Raw genomic sequence first — 24,381 nt, forward strand, 5'->3', positions numbered from 1 at the left:
TCCCGCCTGTTTTGCCCTCCCCGATGGAAAGCCGCTGACTTTGTTCCCCCTCTCCCCTCGGGGAGAGGGCCGGGGTGAGGGGGCGCAGCGCCAGCCGCGCACCCCGCACCCGCGATGCTATTTCACGCCGGCAAACACATCGCCGTCGAGAAACTCTCTGACCTCGCGCCCCGGCGCGAAATGCCCCATGCGCCGGATTTCCCACCCCAGCGCGATCCCGTGCTTTTCCCGCACTTTGGCCCGCACCGTTTCGCCCAATATCTCGATGTCATGCGCGCTTGCCGCATCGAGATTGACCAGAAAATTGGTGTGCATTTCCGAAACCTGCGCATCCCCGATCCGCAGCCCCCGGCATCCCGCCTCATCGACGAGTTTCCAGGCCGATTGTCCATCCGGGTTCTTGAATGTCGATCCGCCGGTGCGCGTATTGGTCGGCTGCGTGCTCTCGCGCCGCTCGGTGATTTCGCGCATCTTGGCCAGAATGTCCTCGCTATCCCCCGATAGGCCCTCGAACACCGCCGAAGTGAACACGACCCCCTCCGGCCCGTTCGACTTGCGATACTGGTAAGCCATGTCGGCATTACTCAATTCGATGATGTCGCCCTGCCGCGTCACGCCGCGCAGGCTCACCACCCGCTCTTTCGCCTCGGTGCCATAGCACCCCGCATTCATGTAAAGCGCGCCGCCGACCGCCCCGGGAATGCCCCGGAAAAACTCCAGTCCGTCGATTCCCGCCTTGGCTGCCGCCGTGGCGATCTTGACGTCGGGAAGCCCCGCCCCGGCCCGCACCCGATTGCCCTCCAGCACCTCGACCCCGCCGAACGCCTTGGCCGGCAGCTTGATGACCACCCCGTCGATACCGCCATCGCGGATCAGAAGGTTCGAGCCCAGCCCGATCACCGTCACCCTGATCTCGGCCGGCAGGTTTTTCAAAAACAAAGCCAGGTCCGCCTCGTCCGCCGGCTCGAAATAGAGCTGCGCCGGCCCGCCCACGCGGAACCACACGGCCTTCGCCAGCGGATGGTTGGGGATCAGATTGCCCCGGACACCCCCGATCCAGCCGGAAAACTGCGGCAGAAGGTCGGGAAAACTCATGCGCTGGCCTTGGACTTTCCAGCCAGTTCGGCTTCCAGTTCGCCCGGCAGCGCCGCCGCCCACAGTGTGATGTTCCCCGCACCGAGACAGACGACATAATCGCCCTCGCCCGCCCGATTGGCGATCAGCCTCGCCAGTTCCTCCGGCCCTGAAATCGCCCGCGCGTCGCGGTGTCCGCGCGCCCTGATCCGGTCGACAAGCTCGATATGGCTCACGCCCTCGATCGGCGCCTCGCCCGCCGCATAGACCGGCGCCACCAGCACCGTATCGGCTTCGTTGAAACACGCCGAAAAATCGTCGAACAGATCGTTGAGCCGCGAATAGCGGTGCGGCTGCACCACGGCGATCACGTCACGTTTTGTCGATTGCCGCGCCGCGCGCAGCACCGAGGAAATCTCGACCGGATGGTGTCCGTAATCGTCGATGATCGTGATTCCGTTGATCTCGCCGGTCTTGGTAAAGCGCCGCTTGACGCCGCCGAACCCTTTGAGCCCGGCGCGGATTTGCGCATCGGTGATCTTGAGTTCCTGGGCCACCGCAATCGCCGCTGTCGCATTGAGCACGTTGTGCATGCCGGGCATCGGCAATTCCAGCGCATCGATCAGCCGCGTCCTGCCGCTGATCCGGTCACGCACCACCACCGAAAACTTCGAGACACCATTGTCGTTGACGACGTCGATCAGCCGCACATCGGCCTGCGGGTTGCGCCCATAAGTGATCATCCGCCGGTCTTCGATCTCGCCCACCAGCGCCTGAACGGTGGGGTGGTCGAGACACATCACCGCGAACCCGTAAAACGGCACGTTCTCGACGAAATTACGGAACGCTTTCTTGACGCCTTCGAAGTTATGGTAATGGTCGAGATGCTCCGCATCGATATTGGTCACCACCGCCACGTCGGCCGGAAGCTTCACGAATGTCCCGTCGCTCTCGTCGGCCTCGACCACCATCCAGTCGCCCTGCCCCAGCCGCGCATTTGTGCCATAGGCATTGATGATGCCGCCATTGATGACGGTGGGGTCGAACTGCCCCGCATCGAGCAGCGCCGCGACCATAGAGGTCGTCGTCGTCTTGCCGTGGGTTCCGCCAATGGCAATCGCGTTCTTGAACCGCATGATTTCGGCCAGCATCTCGGCCCGCCGCACGATGGGCAGCCCCTTGGCGCGCGCTTCCTTGAGTTCGGGATTGTCCTTCTTGATCGCCGAGGAGACCACCACCACGGCAGCGTCGCCGATATTTTCGGCTTTCTGCCCGACCATAACCGTAATGCCCATCGCCTGCAGGCGCTGCACATTGGCGTTCATCGACGCGTCCGAACCGCGCACCGTATAGCGCTGGGTGTGCAGCACCTCGGCAATACCGCTCATCCCGATCCCGCCAATGCCGATGAAGTGCACGGGCCCGATATCGCGTGGCATCTTGGTGTTCATGATTGTCCTTTGGCGGTTTGCTCGACGAGATCGGCCAGCCGTTCGACGGCATCGGGCATGCCCACCGACAGCGCGGCGGAAGCTGCCGCCCGAAGGCGATCCGGAGCGAGGAAGAGATCGTTGAGTTGGGTGGCAAGAGATTGCGGTGAAAGCGTGGCCTGATCGAAAACCCAGGCACCCCCGGCCTCTTCCATCACCAGCGCATTGGCCTTCTGGTCCTGGTCGAGCGATCCGGGCAGCGGGATCAGTATCGACGGGCGCCCCAGCGCGCCCAGTTCGGCAATCGTCGAGGCCCCGGCCCGCCCGATCACCAGATGGCTCGAAACGATGCGTTCGGGCAGGTCTGTGAAAAACCCCGCCAGTTCCACATTCACCCGCGCCGCACGATAGGCTTCCGCCACCCGGTCGAGATCTTCCTCGCGGCATTGCTGGGTGACGACCAGACGCCGCCGCAGATCTTCGTCCAGTTCGGCAATCGCCGCCGGCACGATGTCGGAAAACGCCCGTGCGCCCTGGCTGCCCCCGAACACCAGAAGATTGATCGGCCCGTCCTCGGCCAGCGCCGGATAGCTCATCCCGGCAATCGCCCGAACGCGGTCGCGCACCGGATTGCCCACCAGCACTTTTTGAAGCGAAAATTTGTCCGCATGCGCTGTCTGCGCAAAGCTCATGGCCAGCACTTTTGCAAACCGCGCCAGCGCCCGGTTGGCGCGCCCCATCACTGCGTTCTGCTCATGGAGAATGCCCGGAATGCGCAGCACCGACGCCGCCAGGAACGGCGGAAAGCACGGATAGCCCCCGAACCCGACCACAGCCGCCGGCTTGATCTCGCGCAGTACGCCTATGGCCGTTGCTGTCCCCCCCAAAATCGTGAACCCGGCCCTGACGAACTTGACCGGATTGCGGATCGAGGGCGTGGCCGCTTGCACCACATGGATGCCGCTTGCCGGAAACTCGGCCCCGTAATGGCTGACCCGCTCGTCGGTCACCAGATGAATGTCGTGCCCACGCCGGCGCAATTCCTGCGCCAGCGCCATGGCCGGAAAAAGATGTCCGCCCGTCCCCCCGGCCATCAATGCAAATGTACTCATATCAACCTGTTGTTCGGTGCGCTGGAGCGCGTCCAGCAAAAGTGAAAACGGTTTTGCGGCTCGGACGCGCAACAAGACAAAGACCTGGATCAAGTCCGCGATTCAAGGAAAAGCGGACTTGATCCAAGGCGCGACCGGTTCAGCGTTTGCCCGACACGGCCGAATGATCGAGCGCGCTGCGGATCGGCAGGCCGGTGGCAAAGGTTTCTTCGGGCTTGCGCCGCGTCAGCGCCAGCAATAGCCCCATCGACAGTCCGATCGCAATCATTGACGTGCCGCCATACGAAACGAAGGGCAGCGTCATGCCCTTGGGCGGGATGAGGTTGAGATTGACCGTCAGGTTGAATGCCGATTGCACGCCGAATTGGATCGCCAGTGCGCTCGCTGCCAGCCGGTTGAACAGGTTCTGCTGCCGCATCGCCAGATTGAGCGCCCGGATGACGATGAAGGCGATCAGTCCCACCAGCATCAGGCAGAACAGAATGCCGAACTCGCTGGCCCCGGCCGCAAACACAAAGTCCGCATGGGCGTCCGGCAGATAGCGCCTCGCGATTCCCTCGCCCGGCCCCATGCCGAACCATCCGCCCTCGAGCAGTGATTCAAGCGCCCGTTCAGCCTGGTAATTGTCGCCCGTCTCGGGGTTTATGAAGGCATCGATACGCCGCGCCACGTGCGGAAACACCGTGTAGGCAAGGACCAGCAAGCCGATCGCCGCCAGCCCCAGCACCCCGATCACCAGCCAGGAAATACCCGACAGGAACAGCAACCCGCCATAGACCACAGCAACGAGGATGGTCTGCCCCACGTCCGGCTGGAGCAACAGTAGCCCCACCACCAGCCCTGTCGCCGCCAGCGCGAGGACATGGCCGGGCACATCCTTGCGCTTCATCTGCTCGGATATCAGCCATGCCGACATCACCGCGAGCGCCGGTTTGACGAATTCGATGGGCTGGAGCGATTGGCCCATAAATGAGATCCAGCGCCGCGCGCCCTTCACTTCAACACCGTAGCGCAACGTCAGCGCCAAAAGCACCACGCCCCCCACCAGCGTGACCAGCCCGATGACCCGCGCCCAGCGCGCATTGACCAGGGAAGCCAGAAACACAGCGCCCAGGGCCGGGATGCAGAACAGCACGTGCCGCTGTGTAAAATGCCACGGCCCCAGCCCGATCCGCTCGGCCACCGGCGGGCTCGCCGCAAAGCTCAAAAGCACCCCGAACCCCATCAGCGCAATCAGCGCAAACAGCAGTTCCCGGTCCACCGTCCACCACCATTCGGCGATCGGCGTCTTTCGCTCACGGGAAAACCAGGCGGAAATGGCAGTCACGGGATACTCCGGTACGCATGGGCACAAAATTGCAGAATGCGAAATTACCACCCCAGTGGTTACCATTTCGCAACCATGATGCTCACGTCGCAAAACTTATCATCTGCGTTTCTTTCTCCCTCCCTCCTGCCCGGCCCCGGCGTTCGTCGGGATAAACTCCAGGCAGGGTCTAAGTGCTTTTCCCCCGCTCCTCACCTCTCCCCCTCGCTTCCCCGGCGAACGCCGGGCCCATGTACCTCTCTTCACGCTCCGGAGCATAGGCAAGGCTGCTGCGTCCCGGATCGGGTCGGGGACAGCGATGGGTGTTGAGCCGCGCTCCCGGCTCCATCACCACCCCTCACCCCCTTCGTCGTCCTCGGGCTTGACCCGGGGACCCGCTGCATCGGGCAGCCGGTGAAGAGGCTGAGGAGCCGTGACGCGAGGGGGCGCCGCTTCTGCGCTGCATAACAGCGGCGTTGCAGATCCCCGGGTCAAGCCCGAGGATGACGATGGGGAGGATGAGATGCCGGAGAGCAAGCCTCTGCCCGCCCCAGCCGTAAAAACTTATCCCCGCCCCCTCACCCCCGTGCCATTGTTTGCGCACGGTGTCGCCAGGGACGAGGATGCATACGAGCTTCCGGCGGGACCGATCCGGGTTCCATGCGGGTCGCCGCAGGGAAGGTCCAAAGCGGACGGATGGCCGGGCGAGGAGTGGTATCCACGTCGTACCGGGGAAACCCGGAGGGGCACCGGTGATTTGGGGAACCGGGAGGTTGGCAGGAAAAGCATGTCCTCGGACTTGATCCGGGGATGGCCCTTCCGGTTCGACCAACCGACCCAAAAAAGCCAACAAACCCCAGCCCGAGACGCTGCCATAAGCCAAAAACCCCGGGTGCGTGGGGCGATGACCGCTTCATATATAAACTAAACCATGCGGAGCGCTCATCGCCCCATGCCGTCTGACCAGTTCATAGTCCGAGGTCATTGGCCGTCGGAGGTTTTGTCATGCCTGAAAAGAAAGGCTCACGCTCGGGGATGACGAGAAAACGTCAGCGCAGTTTGAGCGAACTCAGCCCGATCAGCGCCAGCACCATCGCAATGATCCAGAACCGGATCACGATCTGGCTCTCGGTCCAGCCCAGATGCTCGAAATGATGGTGAATGGGCGCCATCCTGAATACCCGCTTGCCCGTCAGCCGGAACGACACGACCTGAACGATCACCGACACGGCTTCGAGCACGAACAGCCCGCCCACGATGGCCATGACGATCTCATGTTTGGTGACCACGGCAATCGTCCCCAGCGCCCCACCCAGAGACAGCGAACCGGTATCGCCCATGATGATCTGTGCCGGCGGAGCGTTGAACCACAGGAACCCCAACCCCGCCCCGATCAGCGCTCCGCAGATGATCGAAAGCTCGCCCGTGCCTGGCACGAAGTTCAAAAACAGATAGTCCGAATAAACCTGGTTCCCGACAAGATAGGCGATCAGCCCGAACGCCGACGCCGCGATCATCACCGGCACGATGGCCAGGCCGTCCAGCCCGTCGGTCAGATTCACGGCATTACCCGCACCCACGATAACGAAGCCGGCAAAGACGAAATAGAACAGACCCAGATTGATCGCCAGATCCTTCACGAACGGCAAAAGCAGAGCGTTTTCATACCCGTCGGGTGCCTGACTGGCGATCAGGATGCAGGCTACAAGCGCAATGGCGGACTCGATCAACAGCCTTTGCTTGCCCCCGAACCCCTTGTGGTTCTGGTGTTTGACCTTGAGATAATCGTCATAAAAACCCACGAGACCGAACCCGGCGGTAACCACAAGCACGGCCCAGACATTGACGTTGGACAAATCCGCCCACAGCAGGATCGAAACCAGTGCCCCCGAAAGGATCATCAGCCCACCCATCGTGGGCTTGCCCTTCTTGGTCAACAAGTGACTCTGCGGCCCATCCTCGCGGATCGGCTGCCCTTTGCCCTGACGGATGCGCAGCGAATTGACCATGCCCGGTCCGAACAGGAACACGAAGAACAGCGCCGTGATAATGGCGCCACCCGTCCTGAACGAGAGGTAGCGGAACACGTTGAAGACCGGAAAGGCGTCAGCAAACTGCTGCAGGAAATAGAGCATGGGATACCGTCTGTGCCTTTATTCTTTTTCGCCGAACCGGTCTCGTATCCGGGCCACCAAAGCGCCCAGCCTCATTCCGTTCGATCCCTTGAGCATAACTGAGTCGCCCGGCGCAAGCGTTTCCAAAACAGCTTCGGCAATCTCGTCCACAGCCTGTGCCCGCCCCGCAACAAGCCCGTCTGGCAGAACTTCACCCAGCCCCGCCATATGCTCGCCCACCACAAACACAAGATCAGGCTTCGCCGCCCTCACAGCATCGGCCAGTCCCGCGTGATAATCGGCCGACGCTGTGCCCAATTCGCGCATATCCCCGAGCACCAGTATCCGCCGCCCCGGCGTCGTCATTTGCGCGAACACCTCGAGCGCTGCGCGCATCGATGTCGGATTGGCATTGTAGCTCTCATCGATCAGCCGGATCGGATTGCTCCGCTCGCCAAGCAAAATCGCCGCCCCGCGCCCCTCCGGCGCCCCATGGGAAGCAAGAGCCGCAAGCGACTTCTGCACATCGCCGCCAACCGCCCGTGCGGCCAGCAGCGCCGCCACTCCATTGGCCATCATGTGCCGCCCGACGGTGGCAATCGAAAGATCGAGCGAGAGCCCATCGCCCTCGACGTGACCTTCCGCTCCGCTTCGTGTGGCACGATAGTCCGAAATCCTCACATCGGCGTCGGCAAATCCATAGGTCAGCGTTGCCAGCCTCGCAGCCTCCGCCGCGCCGACCAGCCGCTCCACATGCCCATGATCGCGCCCGATGATCGCCAGGCCTCCCGGCCCAACGCCGGAGAAGATCTCCGCCTTGGCATCGGCAATCGCCGCCTCTGAGGGAAAAAATTCCAGGTGTGCGGGCGCAACTGTCGTCACCATCGCCACATGCGGACGAACCAGTTTCGAAAGCGGTGTGATCTCACCTGCCGCGCTCATACCGATCTCGAACACCCCGAACTCGGTATCCGCCGGCATCCGCGCCAGCATAAGCGGCACACCCCAGTGATTGTTGAAGCTTTTGATCGAGGCATGGGTCCTCCCATTGGCCTCCAGCGCCACTCGAAGCGCTTCCTTTGTCGAAGTTTTCCCCACGCTTCCCGTGACCGCTATGATGCGGGCCTTTGATCGGGAACGGGAAAATGCCGCCAGTCCATAAAGTCCATCCAACGCGTCCTCGACAATGATGAGCGGCAACCCCGACAAGGCGTCGGCCCTGTCCCGGCTCACCAGCGCTGCAACCGCCCCCGCTTCGACGGCTTTGGAAACGAAATCATGTCCGTCGAAATTCTCGCCCTTGATGGCGACAAACAACGCGCCGGGGGCAATCTCACGGGAATCGATGGAGATGGCAGAAACGGTATCGGCAGCCACATCGCGGGCCACACCGCCGCTCGCCGCTGCAATCTCGTCGATCCTGTAGAGAGCGGCCACGAAATCCTCAGGCCCCAAAGGCCGCGCGCACGACCTCATGGTCGGAAAAATGGTGCTTGGTCTTGCCCACGATCTGATAGTCCTCATGCCCCTTGCCAGCAACGAGCAAAACGTCCTCTGCCCCCATTTCGGCAATTGCATGACCGATCGCTTCCGCCCGATCGGCAATTTCGGCTGCGCCCGGCGCCCCAGCCACGATCTGCGCGCGGATCGCTGCCGCATTCTCGGTGCGCGGATTGTCGTCGGTGACGATCACCCGATCGGCCAGCCTTTCGGCCACTTCACCCATTTGAGGACGCTTTCCGGGATCGCGGTCCCCGCCGCACCCGAACACCACGATCAGTCGTCCCTTCGCAAAGGGGCGAAGCGCCGCAAGCGCATTTTCGAGAGCATCGGGCGTATGGGCATAGTCCACGAACACGGCCGCCTCGCCGCGCTGGGCGACATTCTCCAATCGCCCCTTGGCCCCTTCGAGCGTCTCCAGCGCAGCAATGGCATCCCCATTGGCCACCCCCGTCGCCATGGCCAATCCCGCAGCGACCACGGCATTGTCCACCTGAAACCGCCCCACAAGCGGCAAAAGGAACTCCATGGGCTCGCCCACCAGCTTGCCCTTGACCCGCTGCCCGAACCCCTCGCTTTCGACACTTTCGATGTCGATATGCGCTCCGCCTTCCCCGACGGTGAACACCGTCGCGCCCTTGTCGAGCGCCGCGAACATGAAGGGCATTCCCTCCTCGTTCTCCGCATCGACGACGGCTGTCGCATCGCCATCGATCAACTCGCGGAACAGCCTCAGCTTGGCGTCGCGGTAGGCTTCGATGGTCTCGTGATAATCGAGATGATCGCGGCTGAGATTGGTAAAGGCAACGGCAGTAAATTTCACCCCGTCGAGCCGGCGCTGGTCGATGCCATGGCTGGAGGCCTCGAGTGCGACATGGTCAACGCCGTCCGCCTTGAGTTTTGCGAGGGTTTTGTGCAGCGACAGCGAGTCCGGTGTGGTCAACTCGCCCGGAACGTGCTCGTCGCCCACCATCAACCCCAAAGTGCCCAGACTTGCGCCCCTTATGCCGGCATAGGCCCAGATCTGACGCAGAAAGGAGACAACCGACGTCTTGCCGTTCGTGCCGGTCACCGCAGCGCAGATCGCCGGCTGCGGTCCGCAGAAATTTGCGGCCGCAATTGCATAGGCGGCCCGCACGTCCTCGACAATGACGACGGGAACGCCCGGATCGCCCTTCAATGCCTCGTCGGTGACGATTGCCACAGCGCCCCGGCCAACCGCATCCTGGGCATAGACATTTCCATGCCCGCGCGTGCCTGGCAGCGCAAAGAACACGTCACCCTGCCCGATCAACCGGCTGTCGGCGTTGAGCCCGCCGATTTCGATGTCGGGCACGGCTGGCCCATCTTGGACCCGGCGCAGGATATCGGTAAGCTTATGCGGCAATATAACGTCCCCCGTTGTCCGCCACTTGCATCAGAACCCGGTAAATTCGGCCCCGTTACGGAGCTGGACCGGAACCAGTTGCGCATCGATTTGCGGCCCCATAATGGGTTGGATGCCCAGCATCGGCGCTATGCGCTTGACGATCCGAGCCGACATCTGCCCCGCATTCCAACCCGCGGTACGGCCCGATTGCGCATTTTCTGCCTTGGGTTCATCTACAAAAATAATCAGGGCATATCTAGGATCATCGAGCGGAAAGGCAGAGGCAAAAAAGGCCGTGACCAGGCTGCTCGAATATCGTCCGTCCACGACCTTTTCCGCGGTGCCCGTCTTGCCGCCCCAGCGATAGCCCTCGGCAATTCTGTTGCCGGTGCTGCCCGAGCCGATCACCCCGTTCATCCGCATCAGATAGCGCATATAGTCGCTGGTCTGCTGGGAAATGACCTGCGTCGACCCCGCCAGCGCATCCTCCTGGGTACGCGGGAACAGCGTCGCATCCATCAGATGACCGCCATTCACCAGCGCCGCGGTTGCGGTCAGCATCTGCAGCGGCGTGACGCTCAGCCCGTGCCCGAAGGATGCGGTGGCAGCCCCAACTTCCGAAAAGCTCGCCGGAATGCTCGATCTCGTGACTTCTGGAAGCTCGATATCGGGAGCACCGTCCAGCCCGATCCGCGTCAGGAAGGCCCGGAAATTATCCTTGCCCAGAGCCTGCATGATCTTGATGGTGCCGATATTGGAGGAATAGCGGAACACCTCGGGCACCGTCAGAACGCGGTATTCCCCGTGGAAATCCTCAATTGTGTACCGCCCGAAACGCACCCCGAACCGGGCGTCCACGGTATCGGTGAGTTGCGCCGCGCCCGAATCCAGGGCGGCAGCAAAGGTGATTGGCTTGAAGATCGAGCCCACCTCGAACTTTGCCGCAGTCAGCCGGTTGAAGCGCCCCTCCTCGAGCATGGTCCCGGGATTGTTGGGATCGAAATCGGGAATGGAGGCCATGGCGATGATCTCGCCGGTCCGCACGTCCATGATTGCTCCGCCAGCGGCAATCGCCTGATAGCGTTCGAGCGAGCCCACCAGTTCCTCGTGCAGGATGCTCTGCACACGCAGGTCGATTGCCAGATTGACGGGGGTCAGGGCGCTGTCGCGGGCAAGTCCGAGATTTTGCAGCAGGGCAAGATTGTCGTCATCGAGATGCTTTTCGACGCCGGCGATCCCGACATTGTCGATATTGACCGCGCCCATCACATGGGCAGCCACAGTGCCGCCAGGATAGAACCGCTTGCTTTCCTCGAGAAAATCGAGCCCGGGAATGCCCAACCGCATAATCCGGTCGCGCTGCGCGGGGGTCAATTCTCGCGCCACCCACACAAAGCCCTGATCCCCCGTCAGCCGGTCGCGCAGCCAGGCGCTGTCCAGATTGGGCAAGACCGTAAGGATAGCGTCGGCAGCTTCATCGACATCGAGTATCCGCCGCGGCTCGGCAAAAAGCGAAGGCACACGGATATCGACGGCCAGCTCCAATCCATTCCGGTCGAGGATCGCCGGACGCGATGCCATGATCGCGTCGCGCGTCTGGCCCTCGATGGTGGTGTCGAGTTCGACATTGCCCAGCCAGATCAAGCGCCCCAGCATCACCGAGAAGACGATCAGGACGAAAGCCATGGCCCAGCGAATCCGCGCACCGGTCAGGTTGCCCCGCGTCTTGCGCGTGCCGTCGATGGAAATCGTTTCCGGGGTGATTGTGCTCATAACAGGCCCTCCAGGAGGGAACCGATCGGATCTTCGCCCGCCTCAACGGTTTCAAACAGCGCGTCGAGAGATTCTGTGTCGAGCCTTTGCTGCGGTCGCATGGGCAAATCGGCAAAGCTGCCGAACTGCTTTGCCTCGGCGACCTGCAGGTTGAGCACGTCGTTATGCCGGTCGACGATCGGCTGAATATGCGTCGGCTGGTTGAGATAGGCCCAATCGGCCTTGAGGATCGAAAGGTCGGCCTGCTGCTGGGCGATAGCGCTTTCGATACGCCCGATCTTCTCAGCGGTCAGTTCGGCCATGTGCTTTTGCGAATAGACGGCGACAACCGCAATGACCGCGATGACGCCGAGAACGATGTTGAGGCGCTGGAGGAACCTGCTCATGCCGCGCCCCGCCTGAACCCGGGAACACCGAGCCCTGCCGCCTGTTCGGGTCGTGCGGCGATCGATGTCCGCACTCCGCTGCGCAGGGTGGCAGACCGCGCACGGGGGTTGCGCCCCAGTTCTGCAGAACCCGCCCTCACCGCTTTGCGAACCGGCGCCCAGCACGCCTCGACAGGCGCCGAATACGGCAGGTGCCGCGATCGGGGCGCCGCCGTCTTGGTCTGGTCGAAAAAGCGCTTGACGATGCGGTCTTCCAGCGAATGGAAGGTTACCACCGCCAACCGCCCGCCCTCGGGAAGAATACGTTCGGCGGCAAAGAGCGCGCCGACCAGTTGGTCGAACTCACCATTGACCGCAATCCGCAATCCCTGGAACGTTCGCGTCGCCGGATGCGGCGCACCCGGCTTGCGCCCGACGGTCTTTTCGATCAGTTGCGCCAGCTCGAGTGTGTCGGTGATCGGCGCGGTTTCGCGTGCCGCAACGATTGCCTTGGCAATGCGGCGCGAAGCCCGCTCCTCGCCAAACGCAAAGATCAGATTGCCAAGATCGGTTTCGCTCAGCGTGTTGACCAGATCGGCAGCCGTTTCGCCCTCTCGTCCCATCCGCATGTCGAGCGGACCGGATCGCATGAACGAGAAGCCGCGCTCGGCTTGGTCGAGCTGCATCGAGCTCACCCCGATATCGAGCACCACGCCGTCGACCTGCCGTTCACCAGCCAGCGCGTCGAGCTCGGAAAACGGGCCGGCAACAAATGCGAAGCGGCCTGGAAATTCCCTCGTGAGCGCATCAACAAACGGCGCCACCGTCGGATCGCGATCGATCCCGATCACCCGCGCACCCTCTTTGAGCAGCGCACGCGAATACCCGCCTGCCCCGAACGTGCCATCGACTATGCGCGCGCCATCGAGCGGCGCAAGCGCGTCGAGCACTTCGCTCAGCAACACCGATTCATGGGAGGATTGTGGCTCGCCCATCTGGTCAGATACTCGCGCCCGGCGCTCCTTGGGCCAGCCGATGATTTCGGCCGGTACTCAAAACTCAAACAAGTGGAAATGGTCCACTTTGAGCAGATTGCATCCCAGTCTTTAAGATTTTGTTTCCCAAACCGATTTGGAGGCACAAAGAACGGGCAAAACGGTCACCAGTTGACCTGTAAGCCGGGTTCTGTAGGGCCCGCGCGCAAACGCGGACGTGGCGACCATTCATCTGGGAGCCCCATTGCTGGAGCCCTCATGCAACCAACCCGGACGACAAGCCGTGAAAACGCGGCCGAGGCAAGCCTCCATCGTCCCTATTCGGTCTTGCTCCCGGTGGGGTTTACCGTGCGGCCCCTGTTGCCAGGCACCCGGTGCGCTCTTACCGCACCCTTTCACCCTTACCCCGGACAAAGCCGGGGCGGTTTGCTTTCTGTGGCACTTTCCCTGGGGTCGCCCCCGCCGGGCGTTACCCGGCACCGTGTTCTCATGGAGCCCGGACTTTCCTCTGCTCACGCAGCGGCCGCCCGGTCAACTGGTGACCGGCTGATGTAGGGTGCTGACCCCGATATGGTCAAGTCGATTGAGTGGAGGCCAGTGCCGGCCGTGTGCCGCGCGCACGGGTTACATCGCGGTAGGCCGTGTTGATCGACGCCATTTTTGCCGACGCCAGCCCCATCAATTCCTCGGGCACGCCCTTGGCGATCATCCGGTCCGGATGATGCTCGGCCACCAGCCGCCGATAGGTACGGCGCAACTCGTCATCGGTGACGTCTGGGGCCAGTCCCAGCACCGCATAGGGATCGCGATGCCCCGTCGGGAGCAGAACGTGCTGGGAGGCGATCTGCTCGAAGCGAACCGAATCAAAGCCGAAAATCTCGCTCACCGCCTCAAGATAGGCCATCTCGTCGCCATGCACGAACCCGTCCGCCGTCGCAATCTCGAACAATGCGTCCAGCACATGCTCCAGTGTTGCCGGGCTGTCGGCAAACAGTTTGCGCACCTTGCGCGCATAGCTGTCGAACCCGGCGACGTCCTGCTGGGCGAGAGCGAAGAACCGATCCACATGCGCGTCCGCGCCCTCAGGAATATCGACAAGCGTATGGAAGGTGTTGACCTCGCGCCGGCTCACAACGCCATCGGCGACGGCCATCTTGGCCGATAGCGCGATGATCGACATGGTGAACGCGGCTTCCCGGCCGCCCGGCATCCAGTTGTCGGGGTCGAAAATGCTGGCTATGCCGCCTGCCAGCCCTGTCCCTTGCGAGAACGAGCCAAGCAGCGCTGCGATTTGTTGCCAGAGCGACATGACCGTGTTCCCGCCAACTTTGCTCAGAGGTTGTTTATCGTCCGCAGCAATCTGGCACAAGCAAGACGGCACATCGGTTGTGCGTCAATACGTACCGCCTAGTCGTAAACGAAGCCGAACGGATTGCTCTGCGGAACCTGCTGCCGGCGCTGGACGGTAACGCGGCTGTTGAGAGTGGGGACTTGTTCTTCATAGACCCAGAGAATTTCACCATTAGGCCCGACAACCCCCACCAGTTCGTCCTGCTCAGGACTATATCCGGTGCGCGGATCGTATCCGCCATCCTGCCCGCTCAGTGGTGCCAGCCGCTGCGTTTCGGGAGGTGAAGGAAAACCTGTGTCGGACGGCACAATTGTCTGGTTCGATGCACGGGCCGCCTCGGCTATCGCATCGTAGTCGATACCGGTCTCATCCTGTTGCCGAACCACCCCCAGCCCTTCGGGCCGCGGCTGAGGACGCGGCGGTTCCACCGCCACCATTACCGCGTCGCCAGTAACCGGTTGCGGTTCCGCGGCGGCATCGTTTGTCGAAGCAGGTGTCTCGGCAGACCTTGTTGCCGCATCCTGGCTGTCCGCAGGCGCGTCCTCGCCCAGGGGACGTCCATTGACCGTGACGATCGGGCCATGCGTGGGCTCTCCCGCCCGATCCCGCTCCGCTTGCGGCACCACGGGAAATCCCGCGCTTTCCACCACACGATCCGCCGCAGTCGCTTCACCATCCGCGTCGCCGGTATCGGCAAATTCAACCACACCGGCGCCCCGCATGGCCGGCTCCTGCTGCAACGCGGCAGCACCGACTGCACCCATCAGCAAAACCAGCATCGCGCCCGATGCAACAGGTCTGGAAAGCAACATCTCATATTCCGTTCAGCCTGGAGTGCGGCGAGAAAAAGCTTCAGCCTTGCTTGGCTCCACCGCACGACAACACAACGCAATGGCCAGTGTGCCCGCACGGCCAATCTCTTCGCTCCCGAAAATGGCAGCAGTTTGGTGAATGGAACCTGAAGCGGCGTTCCCGCCCCCCTCCTTTAGGGACGGATACCGAGCAGACGTGCCAGCGCCAGCACCAGATTGGAGCGGTTGAGCGTATAGAAATGAAATTCAGTGATCCCCGAATCGAGAAGTTCGGTCACTTGCTCGGCAGCGACCGCGGCTGCAACCAGCGCATGGGTTTCCGGGTCGTCATCGAGCCCATCGAACCGGTCCGCCAGCCATTGCGGGATCGAGGCCCCGCACCGTCCCGCAAAACCCGCAATCTGCCGGAAGCTGTGGATCGGCTGGATGCCGGGTACGATCGGCGCGGAAATCCCCGCTTTACGCGCCCGTTCGACGAACCGCCAGTAATCCCCGTTTTCGAAAAACATCTGGGTGATCGCCCGGTCTGCTCCTGCGTCGAACTTGCGCTTGAGATTGTCGATATCGGCATCCCAGTCGACACTTTGCGGATGTTTTTCGGGATAGGCAGCGACTGAAATGTCGAAATCGCCCAGCTTGCGGATGCCCGCCACCAGATCTGCAGCGCTGTTGTAGCCATCGGGGTGCGGCGTAAAGGCATGCCCCACCCCTTCGGGAGGATCGCCGCGCAGCGCGACGATGCGCTTGACCCCTGCCTCGGCATAACCGCGCACCACGTCATCGACTTCATCGCGCGTCGCGCCAACACAGGTCAGATGCGCCGCCGCCGGAACGCCGGTCTCATTGGTGATCCGCGACACCATGCGCAGCGTGCGTTCGCGCGTCGAACCGCCCGCGCCATAGGTCACCGAAACAAAACGCGGGCCGAGCGGGGCGAGGCGCGAAAGACTCGCCCAGAATCTCTCCTCCATGACATCGGTCTTGGGTGGGAAGAACTCAAAGCTCACGGCAAGCTCGGGACGCCCACTTTCGGGCTGACGGCTCAGCCGGCTCTCGCCTGTCGCAGACACCACGATCAGACTCCTTTTTTATCGTTTGATTTTATGGTTTCGAGCACCCACAGGCACACCGTCAGCCCATCGTCGCGCGATGGTGGAAAGCTTCGACACGAAGCGACTGCAAGGCCCGCCGCCCGCGCCCATAGCGCCATCTGCTCTTCCGACATGCCCAGCCGGCGATGCGCCTGTTCGGTGCGCAGAAATTCGAGATCGTGCGGCGCAAAATCGACCACCAGCATCCGCCCCTCGGGTTTGAGGCAAGCCGCCGCATGACCGATCGCAATGGAGGGGTCATCGAAATAATGCAGCACCTGATGCAGCATCACCAGATCGGCCGTTCGGCGATAGTCGTCCAACTCGGTGATATTGCCCAGCCGGACCTGTGCGTTCTCAATGCCCTCGGCATCGAGTTTGGCCCGCGCTACCGAAAGCATTTCCCGGCTTGAATCGAGCCCGATTCCCTCGGCGTATTTCCCCTCCAGCAACTCGAGCATCCGCCCGGTGCCCGTCCCCAGGTCGAGGAACATATTGACCTGTCCCTGCCCCGCCGCTTCGACGATTGCCGCTTCCAGCGCGGAATCGGCGACATGCAGGCTCCGCAGCCTGTCCCAGCTCTGCGCGATTGTCGCGAAATATGCGGCCGCACGGTCCTGCTGGGCAACGCGCAGCGCGGACAGCTTTTCGATATCCCGGCGCAATTCGGCTGCGTCGGTATCGAGATGCTCCATTAGCCAATCGGCCAGCGGTCCGCTCGTCCTGTCGCGATTGAGACGGTAATAGGCCCACGCGCCTTCGGCGTGCCGGGTCACGAGCCCGGCATCGGCCAGCAACTTCAGATGACGGGAAATCCGCGGCTGACTTTGACCCAGAATTTCGGTAAAATCCTTGACCGACAACTCGCCCTGAACCAGAAGCGCAAGCAGGCGCAGGCGGGTGACTTCACCCGCCGCCTTCAAAAGCAAGACGATGTCCTGCGGTTGCCGCATCCCGGTCCCAACCTGTCAAAATGGCTGGGGACATAAAGATATCTTTATATCATTCCTGTCAAGGCCGGCCGGACTCAGGCCACCGCCTCTTCCTGACGGCGGCGGAAGGAATGAGACCGCCACAGATCGAAAATGCCCGACGCCTCGTCCTCGCTCAGCGCTTCGTAGCGTCTGCGCACATTGACGATATCGGCGCGGCTCGGCAGGTCGCGCCAGGGAAGCACCGTAACGACGGCCTCGAACAGATCGGCATCGAGCCCTATGGCCCGCGCCGCCACCGTAAAGGCGACATAGTCCTGCATCGCCAGCCACTTTACCACGATCTCGGGGCGTACCTCGAGCAGCATGGTGAGCCCGGCGGCCGTGTGATGACCATAGCCGAACCGCGTGAACCGATGCAGCGCCTTGAGATCGAACCGCCGCCGGTCTGCAAGCGCTTTCACCTGGTTCCAGGCCAGTTTCCATTCCTGTGAGGAAAACCCTGCCTGGTTCTTAATCCGGTTGTACACAACCGCTTGCACTCGCGAAGCCGTTCCCGGATTCTCGGCCCGCGAAAAAATGCCGATATCCTCAAGCGCCGACATTCCGGCGGTCGAGACCTCGGCACGAACCTCGGCCCAATCGATGTCCTTGCGGCCGCGAAGCAGTTGGGCAAATGCCTGGCTCTCATGGGCCCGCTGCGCGATCCGATCGACGGTGCGATAGGTGATTTCGGCTCGCGCATTGCTCAGCAGGCGCGTAACAGAGGGCTCTCCCCCGAACTTTGCAATGGCTTCCCCCACGCGCCCCGCCAGCCCCTTCCGGCTCGCAATTGCGATCCGATGGGATTCCGAACGCTGCTCGACGATCTCGATAAGGTCGTCGTCGGAAAGCACCTGCGAGAACTCGAGAAGCGATGCCGCCACCTCGATGACATCGTTGGCGAGCTTGAGCACGACCGATCCCGGGGCCCGCTCGAGTGGCGCCAACAGTTTGGCGACATGCTCACGCGCTTCGACTTCGACGATGTCGGCGAGCTGGCACAGCACCTCGTCATACTGCGCGACCTGCTCGTCGTCGCATCTGTCCGAGACATAGGAGAACAATTGCGCCAGGTTGCGGATCAGGTGATCGCGTTCGCCCGCATCGGCCTCGCCATTCAGAACCCTGAAATTTGCAAACGCCCGCACGCTTTCGGTTGCTTCGGTCATGATGTTCTCCCCGGCTGATTGCCGCATATTTCGCCAACCTATCGGGAGCGTCTTTTCGGGGCGCTGAATTCATCAAGACATATTTGAATAAAAAGCTAGGTATTTTCCCGTACCCAAAAAAAAGGCCCGGCGCTTGAGAGCCGGACCCCAGGGTTTCGAGTGATGGCGTGAACCTTATTCCGCTGCCGAGATCGCCGCCGGGCGATCGTCCTTGCTCGCTGCCAGCGCTGCGCGAACACCCGCGCCATAATCGGGGTGAACCTGATCGAACAGCTTGCACTGGCGTTCCTTGATCTCGTCGGGCGCGTCGCTCATTGCTGCTGCGATATTGGAGAACAAGCGCTGCTTCTGCCCATCGTCGAACAGGTTGAACAGGGCCCGCGGCTGGCTGAAATCATCATTGCCTTCGCGGTGGTTGTACCTGTCCGCATCGCCCGAAATCTTCAGCGGCGGCTCCTGAACCGATTTGTCCTCGGCCGGCCCGTTCATGCTGTTGGGCTCGTAATAGGCATCGGGATTGCCCGTCTTGATGCCGCCATAGAAATTCATCTGGCCATCGCGGTGATAGTGATGCACGGGGCACTTGGGGGCATTAACCGGAAGCGCCTCGTAATGCGTTCCCAGACGATAGCGGTGGGCGTCGGCATATGAGAAAACACGCGCCTGCAGCATCTTGTCGGGCGAATGCCCGATCCCGGGAACGATGTTGGACGGCGAGAACGCAACCTGCTCGATTTCGGAGAAATAGTTCTCGGCGTTGCGGTTGAGTTCGAGCACGCCGATCTCGATGGGCGGATACTCGCCATGCGGCCAAACCTTGGTGAGGTCGAACGGGTTGTAGGAGGTCTTTTCCGCGTCCGCCTCGGGCATGATCTGCACCTGGACGGTCCACTTGGGAAACTCGCCCTTCTCGATCGCTCCGAAAAGCTCTTCCTGATAGCTTTCACGGGTCGAGCCGATGACCTTCTCGGCCTGTTCATTGGTATAGTGCTTGTGGCCCTGCTGGGTCTTGAAGTGGAACTTCACCCAGAACCGCTCACCGGCATCATTCCAGAACGAATAGGTGTGGCTCCCGTACCCGTTCATGAACATCGGCGCCACAGGCAAGCCGCGATCGCTCATCAGGATCGTCACCTGGTGCAGGCTTTCGGGAGAAAGCGACCAGAAATCCCACATCGCCGTCGCAGAACGCAGATTTGTCTTGGGATGACGCTTCTGGGTGTGGATGAAATCGGGGAATTTCAGCGGATCGCGAACGAAGAACACCGGAGTATTGTTGCCCACGAGGTCCCAATTGCCCTCTTCGGTGTAGAACTTGATGGCAAAGCCGCGCACGTCGCGCTCGGCATCCGCGGCGCCCAACTCGCCCGCAACGGTCGAAAAGCGCAGGATCAGCGGCGTTTCAGCGCCCGGCTGCAGCGCCTTGGCGCGGGTGTATTTCGAAATGTCGCCGGTGATCTTGAGCGTGCCGTGAGCACCCCAGCCCTTGGCATGCACCACGCGCTCTGGAATGCGCTCACGGTTCTGGTGCGCCAGCTTTTCGATAAGCTGATAATCCTGCATCAGCACCGGGCCGCGCGGGCCCGCGGTGATCGAATTCTGGTTGTCGGGAACCGGCGCCCCGGCGCTGGTCGTCATTGTCGGTTTGTCGGACATGAGGCCTCCTAGTTTGTATCGATTCTAAAGAGATGGCCTTTCCTAGCGCCAGTGCGTCAATCATGCAAATTGATAAAACTGACAATTCTGATAATAATAACTAATCGAGCTCTTAAGGCCACCTATGCATACCATCACCCTGCGCCAGCTTCATTACGCGCAAACGATTGCCGAGGAAGGCCATTTCGGTCGCGCCGCCCAACGCTGCCACGTCACCCAACCCGCGCTGTCCCAGCAAATTCGCCTGCTTGAAGATCGTTGCCAGACCCAGATTTTCGACAGGCTCGGCAAGACCGTGACATTGACCCCCTTTGGCCGCGAACTCCTGGTCCATGCCGGTCGCGTTCTGAGCGCCGCCGTCGATCTCGAAACGTTTGCCGACATGGCGGCGGGACAGCCCGCCCGCCCCTTGCGTTTCGGATTGATCCCCACTGTCGCTCCCTATCTGCTCCCCGAGATTCTGCCGGCATTGACAGATGGCCTCAATGATATCCGCTTTTCGATCAGCGAGGGTAAGACCGAGCGGCTTTTGACGGCATTAAGCGAGGGCGACCTCGACATTGCGCTGATCGCCACGGAAACCGACCGCTCCAACCTCATTTCGACCGCCCTGTTTGCCGATCCGTTCGTCCTCGCCACCCGGCATGGCACCGAGCTGCCCGATCCCGTCAGTCTCGCCAACCTGCCGCGAGACAAGTTCCTGCTGCTCGAAGAGGGCCATTGCCTGCGCGACCAGATGGTCGATGCCTGCGCCCTCAAGCCCGATATGCAGGGCCGCACTTTCGCCGCCACATCGCTGACCACAATTTTGGAACTGGTCGCAAATGGCTATGGCGTCACCCTTCTCCCCACCATCAGCCTGCGTCGCGAGGAACACAACAAGCGCATCCAATTCCATACCCTCGGCGCCCCCGGTGCGGCCCGCATCCTCCGGCTGGTCTGGCGTGCCAATTCGCCGTACGAGGCGCTCTATCGCAGCATCGCGGAGATTTTGACCAAGGTTGGACAAGCCAGCCTGCGCACTGACCTGCAACCGGTTTAGGCGGGTTTGGGCCCGCGTCCCCGCCAGGAGCCATAGGAAAATACCGCCAGCGACATCCAGATCAGCGCAAAGCTGAACAGTCTGGCGGGCGACAGATCTTCGCCGAAAACGAAAACCGCCGCCGCGAACTGTAGCGATGGCGCGATGTATTGAAACATGCCGATTGTCGATAGCCGCAATTGCCGGGCCGCAAAGGCGAACATGACCAGAGGCACCGCCGTCATCGGACCGGTCATCACCAGAAACAGTGTGGTGGTGGGATCGGCGTAGAAATCGGGCGCCGGCCCGGTCAGCAGATAAAGGATATAAGCAGCGCTGATCGGAATGAGAACGAGCGTCTCGATGGCCAGCCCCGCCGCCGAGCCCACATCGACGGTTTTGCGCACATAGCCATAAAAGGCAAAAGTCAGCGCCAGCGCCAGCGAAACCCACGGCACGCTGCCCAGGCCGACGGCCTGAATGGCTATGGCAACAACGGCAATGGCAATGGCGAGTGCTTGCGTCCGGCTGAGCTTTTCCGACAGCAGCACCATGCCGATCGCCACGCTGACCAGCGGATTGATGAAATAGCCAAAGCTCACTTCGAGCACATGGTTGTTGCCCACCGCCCAAACGAAAATGAGCCAGTTGCCGGCAATCAGAACAGCCGAAACGCACATCAACAAGACGGTGCGCCTGTCCTTGAGCGCGGCCCGGACCCCGCCGAACTGATGGCGGAAATAAAGAATGGCCACCACAAAAAACAGCGAGCACAGGATACGGTTCGCCACCACGCCGACCGGATCGACATGTTCGAGCAGCTTGAAAAACAGCGGCAGCACGCCCCAGATCGTATAGGTCGCCAACGCGGCCAGGACACCCAGGCGCACATTTTCGTCCGGCCCGGTGGGACGGGGAGACCGCACGCCCTTGGCGGCGGGAGCGCCTTCGATCGATGTCATGGGGAGGCCTTTGAACCGGGAGTTGCAGGCGCCAGACTATGCCGCCAACCGCCCACACACCAGCAAGAGTTTGTGATCGGTTCGATCACTCCTCATTGTCCGCCTGCCCCGTCACCATGCCGAGAAATTCGAGCAGCAGCGGATTGAACAGATCGGGACGCTCGAGGCTGGGCAGATGCGCAGTGCCCTCGATCACCACGGCAAAGGCGTTCTCCATCTCTTCGGACAGATCGTCGTGGCGGTTGACGATATGGGGGAAATCGAGGTCGCCCGCCACCAAGAGAGCGGGGGTATCGATCTCGCTTATACGGTCGATGGCGGGCTCGGGCTTGTCCTCACGCGTCATCTCGCTCTTGCGCAATATATTCCCGTTCATTGCCTGAAACAGCGCCCGCACTTCGCCTTTCACGCGCCCGCTTTCCGAAAGCGGCCCATCGAGCCAGGCATGGGTATCGACCGCGTTGATCGCATCGACATCACCGCTTTCCTCCACCGCCTCCATGGCGTTGGCAATCTGCATGATTTCCGGCGGAAGGTGGGGCACCCTGGCCCCGCTGATCGAGGTGCCCACAAGCACCAGCCCCGCCGTCCGCTCGGGATTGGCCAGAGCGAAATCGATGGCCAGCGCCCCGCCCATCGAACACCCCACAAGCACCGCCGCATGGACGTCCAGCGCGTCGAGCACCGCTTCGAGATCTTCGAGATGGGAAAACCCTTCGTCGGGCGAGGTCGTGTCCCCGAACCCCCGCCGGTCATAGGCAATGCCCCAGAACCCCGCTTCCGCCACCGCCTCGACCTGGTTGGTCCACATGCGCCGGTCACAAACCCCCGCATGCAGGAACACCACAGGAATCCCCTCCCCGGCTTCGATGCCGGTGAAGACGGCGTCGTCGATTTCGAGGGTAAATTGATGTGGCATTTGCTGGAGGACTCCGACTCGGGTAACCGTACCTTCATATAATTCATATGAAAGTGTCTGTTAACAAAACCGGTTCACAGTTGTTCCTGTTCTGTTCTTCGCATATGGTTATAACCCGGAGGGCTGACCATGAACGTGCATTTCACCGACAACGCAACCGACACAACAAACGATTTTCGCAAAAAGTTGGCCGGAAATCGATACCGAACCATTCTCGCCGATCCGCCTTGGCGCTTTATGAATCGCACAGGCAAAGTTGCACCGGAGCATCGCCGGCTATCGCGCTATGGCACAATGTCAACCGACGAAATCTGCGAGCTTCCATTACCCGAGGTTACAACCGAGACCGCCCACTTGTACCTCTGGGTGCCGAACGCTTTGCTGCCCGACGGGTTGCGGGTACTTGATGCCTGGGGCTTCCAGTACAAGGCTAACATTGTCTGGCACAAAGTCCGCAAAGATGGCGGCTCCGATGGACGTGGCGTAGGTTTTTACTTCCGCAATGTCACTGAGCTTCTTCTGTTCGGTGTGAGGGGTAAAAAAGCTCGTACAGAGGCCCCGGGACGTAGCCAAGTCAACTATATGTCTTCGCGGAAGCGCGAACATTCGCGCAAGCCTGACGAACAGTACGAGTTGATCGAAAGCTGCTCGAAAGGTCCGTATCTCGAATTGTTCGCCCGTGGTACCAGAGCCAATTGGACCTATTGGGGCAATCAGGCCGATGAAAGCTACAAGCCCAATTGGGCGACCTATCCTTACAACTCGGCGGCGGAATGACTGGCCTTCCCAAAATTGATCTTATCGATGGATGGGATTGTTACGATTGGCGCAATGCCCAAACGATTTTGGAGCATGGTCACTCGGCGGAATGGGCGGATATCCTAGAGGTGCTAAAGGCATTTCGGCTTCCCCATTCCGAGATTGCAGCCAAAGGCGGGAACAAGACCGAAACCGCCTCGGCCATTGATTCAAAGCTGTATGCCCTAGGCTGGGTTGAGAAAAAATTCGAAACCAAGATCGTCGTAGACGGTGTCGAGAGTGAAAGTCCAACGCACAAAGTTGACTGCTTCAAGGGCAAAATTGCGTTGGAGGTCGAATGGAACAACAAAGATCCATTCTATGATCGCGATCTAAATAACTTCCGCCTTCTTTATGATTTGAGGGTTAGCGATGTAGGAGTGATGGTAACTCGGTCTACCCAATTGCAAAAATGGCTCCACGCCAATCGCAAAAAATTTGGCCGTGATTCCAGTACCTTCGGCGGTTCGACAACCCATTTTGATAAGCTGGAACCTCGCATTCTAGGCGGCGGCGCTGGCGGATGCCCAATGTTGGTGTTTGCAATGACGCCAGCGCTCTATCTTGATGATAGAATATCGACCTAATCG

Annotated in this window: 21 protein-coding genes and 1 other RNA gene; 3 read left to right on the forward strand and 19 right to left on the reverse strand. The window is 61.3% G+C overall.

Features of this window, described 5'->3' with window-relative positions:
- Positions 1-117: 117 nt before the first annotated feature.
- The 17 genes from murB to KKY_RS09760 form a co-directional block, all read right to left on the reverse strand.
- The gene (gene murB / locus KKY_RS09685) at positions 118-1,095 is read right to left on the reverse strand and encodes a UDP-N-acetylmuramate dehydrogenase (RefSeq protein ID WP_014131157.1); all 978 of its coding nucleotides are present in this window, start codon (positions 1,093-1,095) and stop codon (positions 118-120) included.
- On the reverse strand, positions 1,092-2,525 hold the full coding sequence (gene murC / locus KKY_RS09690) for a UDP-N-acetylmuramate--L-alanine ligase (protein WP_014131158.1): 1,434 nt from the start codon (positions 2,523-2,525) through the stop codon (positions 1,092-1,094). Before murC ends, murB begins: the two co-directional genes overlap by 4 nt.
- The gene (gene murG, locus KKY_RS09695; RefSeq protein ID WP_041529294.1) at positions 2,522-3,616 is read right to left on the reverse strand and encodes an undecaprenyldiphospho-muramoylpentapeptide beta-N-acetylglucosaminyltransferase; all 1,095 of its coding nucleotides are present in this window, start codon (positions 3,614-3,616) and stop codon (positions 2,522-2,524) included. Before murG ends, murC begins: the two co-directional genes overlap by 4 nt.
- A 139-nt stretch (positions 3,617-3,755) precedes the next feature.
- Positions 3,756-4,943 (reverse strand): FtsW/RodA/SpoVE family cell cycle protein, encoded by a 1,188-nt coding sequence (locus tag KKY_RS09700; protein WP_014131160.1) that lies wholly within the window; start codon positions 4,941-4,943, stop codon positions 3,756-3,758.
- Positions 4,944-5,971: 1,028 nt separating this feature from the next.
- A complete protein-coding gene (gene mraY, locus KKY_RS09705; protein ID WP_014131161.1) occupies positions 5,972-7,057 on the reverse strand; it encodes a phospho-N-acetylmuramoyl-pentapeptide-transferase in 1,086 nt (361 codons plus the stop codon).
- A gap of 18 nt (positions 7,058-7,075) precedes the next feature.
- Positions 7,076-8,473 (reverse strand): UDP-N-acetylmuramoyl-tripeptide--D-alanyl-D-alanine ligase, encoded by a 1,398-nt coding sequence (locus KKY_RS09710; RefSeq protein ID WP_014131162.1) that lies wholly within the window; start codon positions 8,471-8,473, stop codon positions 7,076-7,078.
- Between the two features lie 7 nt (positions 8,474-8,480).
- On the reverse strand, positions 8,481-9,923 hold the full coding sequence (locus KKY_RS09715; RefSeq protein ID WP_041528681.1) for a UDP-N-acetylmuramoyl-L-alanyl-D-glutamate--2,6-diaminopimelate ligase: 1,443 nt from the start codon (positions 9,921-9,923) through the stop codon (positions 8,481-8,483).
- Between the two features lie 30 nt (positions 9,924-9,953).
- A complete protein-coding gene (locus KKY_RS09720) occupies positions 9,954-11,678 on the reverse strand; it encodes a peptidoglycan D,D-transpeptidase FtsI family protein (RefSeq protein WP_014131164.1) in 1,725 nt (574 codons plus the stop codon).
- The gene (gene ftsL, locus KKY_RS09725) at positions 11,675-12,064 is read right to left on the reverse strand and encodes a cell division protein FtsL (RefSeq protein WP_014131165.1); all 390 of its coding nucleotides are present in this window, start codon (positions 12,062-12,064) and stop codon (positions 11,675-11,677) included. The genes KKY_RS09720 and ftsL overlap by 4 nt, the downstream gene beginning before the upstream one ends.
- Complete coding sequence (rsmH, locus tag KKY_RS09730) at positions 12,061-13,038, reverse strand: 16S rRNA (cytosine(1402)-N(4))-methyltransferase RsmH (protein ID WP_041528682.1); 978 nt, start codon at positions 13,036-13,038, stop codon at positions 12,061-12,063. Before rsmH ends, ftsL begins: the two co-directional genes overlap by 4 nt.
- 163 nt (positions 13,039-13,201) lie before the next feature.
- An RNA gene (gene rnpB, locus KKY_RS19845) (RNase P RNA component class A) lies at positions 13,202-13,577 on the reverse strand.
- A gap of 35 nt (positions 13,578-13,612) precedes the next feature.
- Positions 13,613-14,347, reverse strand: coding sequence for a J domain-containing protein (locus KKY_RS09735; RefSeq protein ID WP_014131168.1), 735 nt, complete (start codon positions 14,345-14,347; stop codon positions 13,613-13,615).
- A gap of 98 nt (positions 14,348-14,445) precedes the next feature.
- Entirely contained in the window at positions 14,446-15,201 is a 756-nt protein-coding gene (locus KKY_RS09740; protein WP_014131169.1) for a hypothetical protein, read from the reverse strand.
- Positions 15,202-15,374: 173 nt separating this feature from the next.
- Positions 15,375-16,274 (reverse strand): methylenetetrahydrofolate reductase [NAD(P)H], encoded by a 900-nt coding sequence (gene metF, locus KKY_RS09745; RefSeq protein ID WP_014131170.1) that lies wholly within the window; start codon positions 16,272-16,274, stop codon positions 15,375-15,377.
- Between the two features lie 2 nt (positions 16,275-16,276).
- A complete protein-coding gene (locus KKY_RS09750; protein WP_014131171.1) occupies positions 16,277-17,245 on the reverse strand; it encodes an ArsR/SmtB family transcription factor in 969 nt (322 codons plus the stop codon).
- Positions 17,246-17,319: 74 nt separating this feature from the next.
- The gene (locus KKY_RS09755; RefSeq protein WP_041528683.1) at positions 17,320-18,435 is read right to left on the reverse strand and encodes a DUF2336 domain-containing protein; all 1,116 of its coding nucleotides are present in this window, start codon (positions 18,433-18,435) and stop codon (positions 17,320-17,322) included.
- Between the two features lie 174 nt (positions 18,436-18,609).
- Entirely contained in the window at positions 18,610-20,091 is a 1,482-nt protein-coding gene (locus tag KKY_RS09760) for a catalase (RefSeq protein WP_014131173.1), read from the reverse strand.
- A gap of 124 nt (positions 20,092-20,215) precedes the next feature.
- Between KKY_RS09760 and KKY_RS09765 the strand changes: the two genes are divergently transcribed.
- Positions 20,216-21,133, forward strand: coding sequence for a hydrogen peroxide-inducible genes activator (locus tag KKY_RS09765; RefSeq protein WP_014131174.1), 918 nt, complete (start codon positions 20,216-20,218; stop codon positions 21,131-21,133).
- Here KKY_RS09765 and rarD read toward each other — a convergent pair.
- Both rarD and KKY_RS09775 read right to left on the reverse strand, forming a co-directional pair.
- Positions 21,130-22,074 carry an EamA family transporter RarD gene (gene rarD, locus KKY_RS09770; protein WP_014131175.1) on the reverse strand — a complete coding sequence of 315 codons (945 nt, stop codon included), beginning with the start codon at positions 22,072-22,074 and terminating at the stop codon, positions 21,130-21,132. The genes KKY_RS09765 and rarD overlap by 4 nt on opposite strands.
- Positions 22,075-22,159: 85 nt before the next feature.
- Positions 22,160-22,993, reverse strand: a complete 834-nt coding sequence (locus KKY_RS09775; RefSeq protein ID WP_014131176.1) for an alpha/beta fold hydrolase — start codon at positions 22,991-22,993, stop codon at positions 22,160-22,162.
- A gap of 129 nt (positions 22,994-23,122) precedes the next feature.
- Between KKY_RS09775 and KKY_RS09780 the strand changes: the two genes are divergently transcribed.
- Both KKY_RS09780 and KKY_RS09785 read left to right on the forward strand, forming a co-directional pair.
- Positions 23,123-23,770 (forward strand): MT-A70 family methyltransferase, encoded by a 648-nt coding sequence (locus tag KKY_RS09780; RefSeq protein ID WP_041528684.1) that lies wholly within the window; start codon positions 23,123-23,125, stop codon positions 23,768-23,770.
- Entirely contained in the window at positions 23,767-24,378 is a 612-nt protein-coding gene (locus tag KKY_RS09785; RefSeq protein ID WP_041528685.1) for a BglII/BstYI family type II restriction endonuclease, read from the forward strand. The genes KKY_RS09780 and KKY_RS09785 overlap by 4 nt, the downstream gene beginning before the upstream one ends.
- Positions 24,379-24,381: the final 3 nt, after the last annotated feature.

The organism is Pelagibacterium halotolerans B2 (genome assembly GCF_000230555.1).
Classification (GTDB): Bacteria; Pseudomonadota; Alphaproteobacteria; order Rhizobiales; family Devosiaceae; genus Pelagibacterium; species Pelagibacterium halotolerans.

Bases quoted from the DNA above. Each gene is read 5' to 3' on its own strand.
- murB (WP_014131157.1), bottom strand. From the start codon at position 1,095: ATGAGTTTTCCCGACCTTCTGCCGCAGTTTTCCGGCTGGATCGGGGGT.
- murC (WP_014131158.1), bottom strand. From the start codon at position 2,525: ATGAACACCAAGATGCCACGCGATATCGGGCCCGTGCACTTCATCGGC.
- murG (WP_041529294.1), bottom strand. From the start codon at position 3,616: ATGAGTACATTTGCATTGATGGCCGGGGGGACGGGCGGACATCTTTTT.
- mraY (WP_014131161.1), bottom strand. From the start codon at position 7,057: ATGCTCTATTTCCTGCAGCAGTTTGCTGACGCCTTTCCGGTCTTCAAC.
- KKY_RS09720 (WP_014131164.1), bottom strand. From the start codon at position 11,678: ATGAGCACAATCACCCCGGAAACGATTTCCATCGACGGCACGCGCAAG.
- ftsL (WP_014131165.1), bottom strand. From the start codon at position 12,064: ATGAGCAGGTTCCTCCAGCGCCTCAACATCGTTCTCGGCGTCATCGCG.
- rsmH (WP_041528682.1), bottom strand. From the start codon at position 13,038: ATGGGCGAGCCACAATCCTCCCATGAATCGGTGTTGCTGAGCGAAGTG.
- KKY_RS09735 (WP_014131168.1), bottom strand. From the start codon at position 14,347: ATGTCGCTCTGGCAACAAATCGCAGCGCTGCTTGGCTCGTTCTCGCAA.
- KKY_RS09740 (WP_014131169.1), bottom strand. From the start codon at position 15,201: ATGTTGCTTTCCAGACCTGTTGCATCGGGCGCGATGCTGGTTTTGCTG.
- KKY_RS09750 (WP_014131171.1), bottom strand. From the start codon at position 17,245: ATGCGGCAACCGCAGGACATCGTCTTGCTTTTGAAGGCGGCGGGTGAA.
- KKY_RS09755 (WP_041528683.1), bottom strand. From the start codon at position 18,435: ATGACCGAAGCAACCGAAAGCGTGCGGGCGTTTGCAAATTTCAGGGTT.
- KKY_RS09760 (WP_014131173.1), bottom strand. From the start codon at position 20,091: ATGTCCGACAAACCGACAATGACGACCAGCGCCGGGGCGCCGGTTCCC.
- KKY_RS09765 (WP_014131174.1), top strand. From the start codon at position 20,216: ATGCATACCATCACCCTGCGCCAGCTTCATTACGCGCAAACGATTGCC.
- rarD (WP_014131175.1), bottom strand. From the start codon at position 22,074: ATGACATCGATCGAAGGCGCTCCCGCCGCCAAGGGCGTGCGGTCTCCC.
- KKY_RS09775 (WP_014131176.1), bottom strand. From the start codon at position 22,993: ATGCCACATCAATTTACCCTCGAAATCGACGACGCCGTCTTCACCGGC.
- KKY_RS09780 (WP_041528684.1), top strand. From the start codon at position 23,123: ATGAACGTGCATTTCACCGACAACGCAACCGACACAACAAACGATTTT.
- KKY_RS09785 (WP_041528685.1), top strand. From the start codon at position 23,767: ATGACTGGCCTTCCCAAAATTGATCTTATCGATGGATGGGATTGTTAC.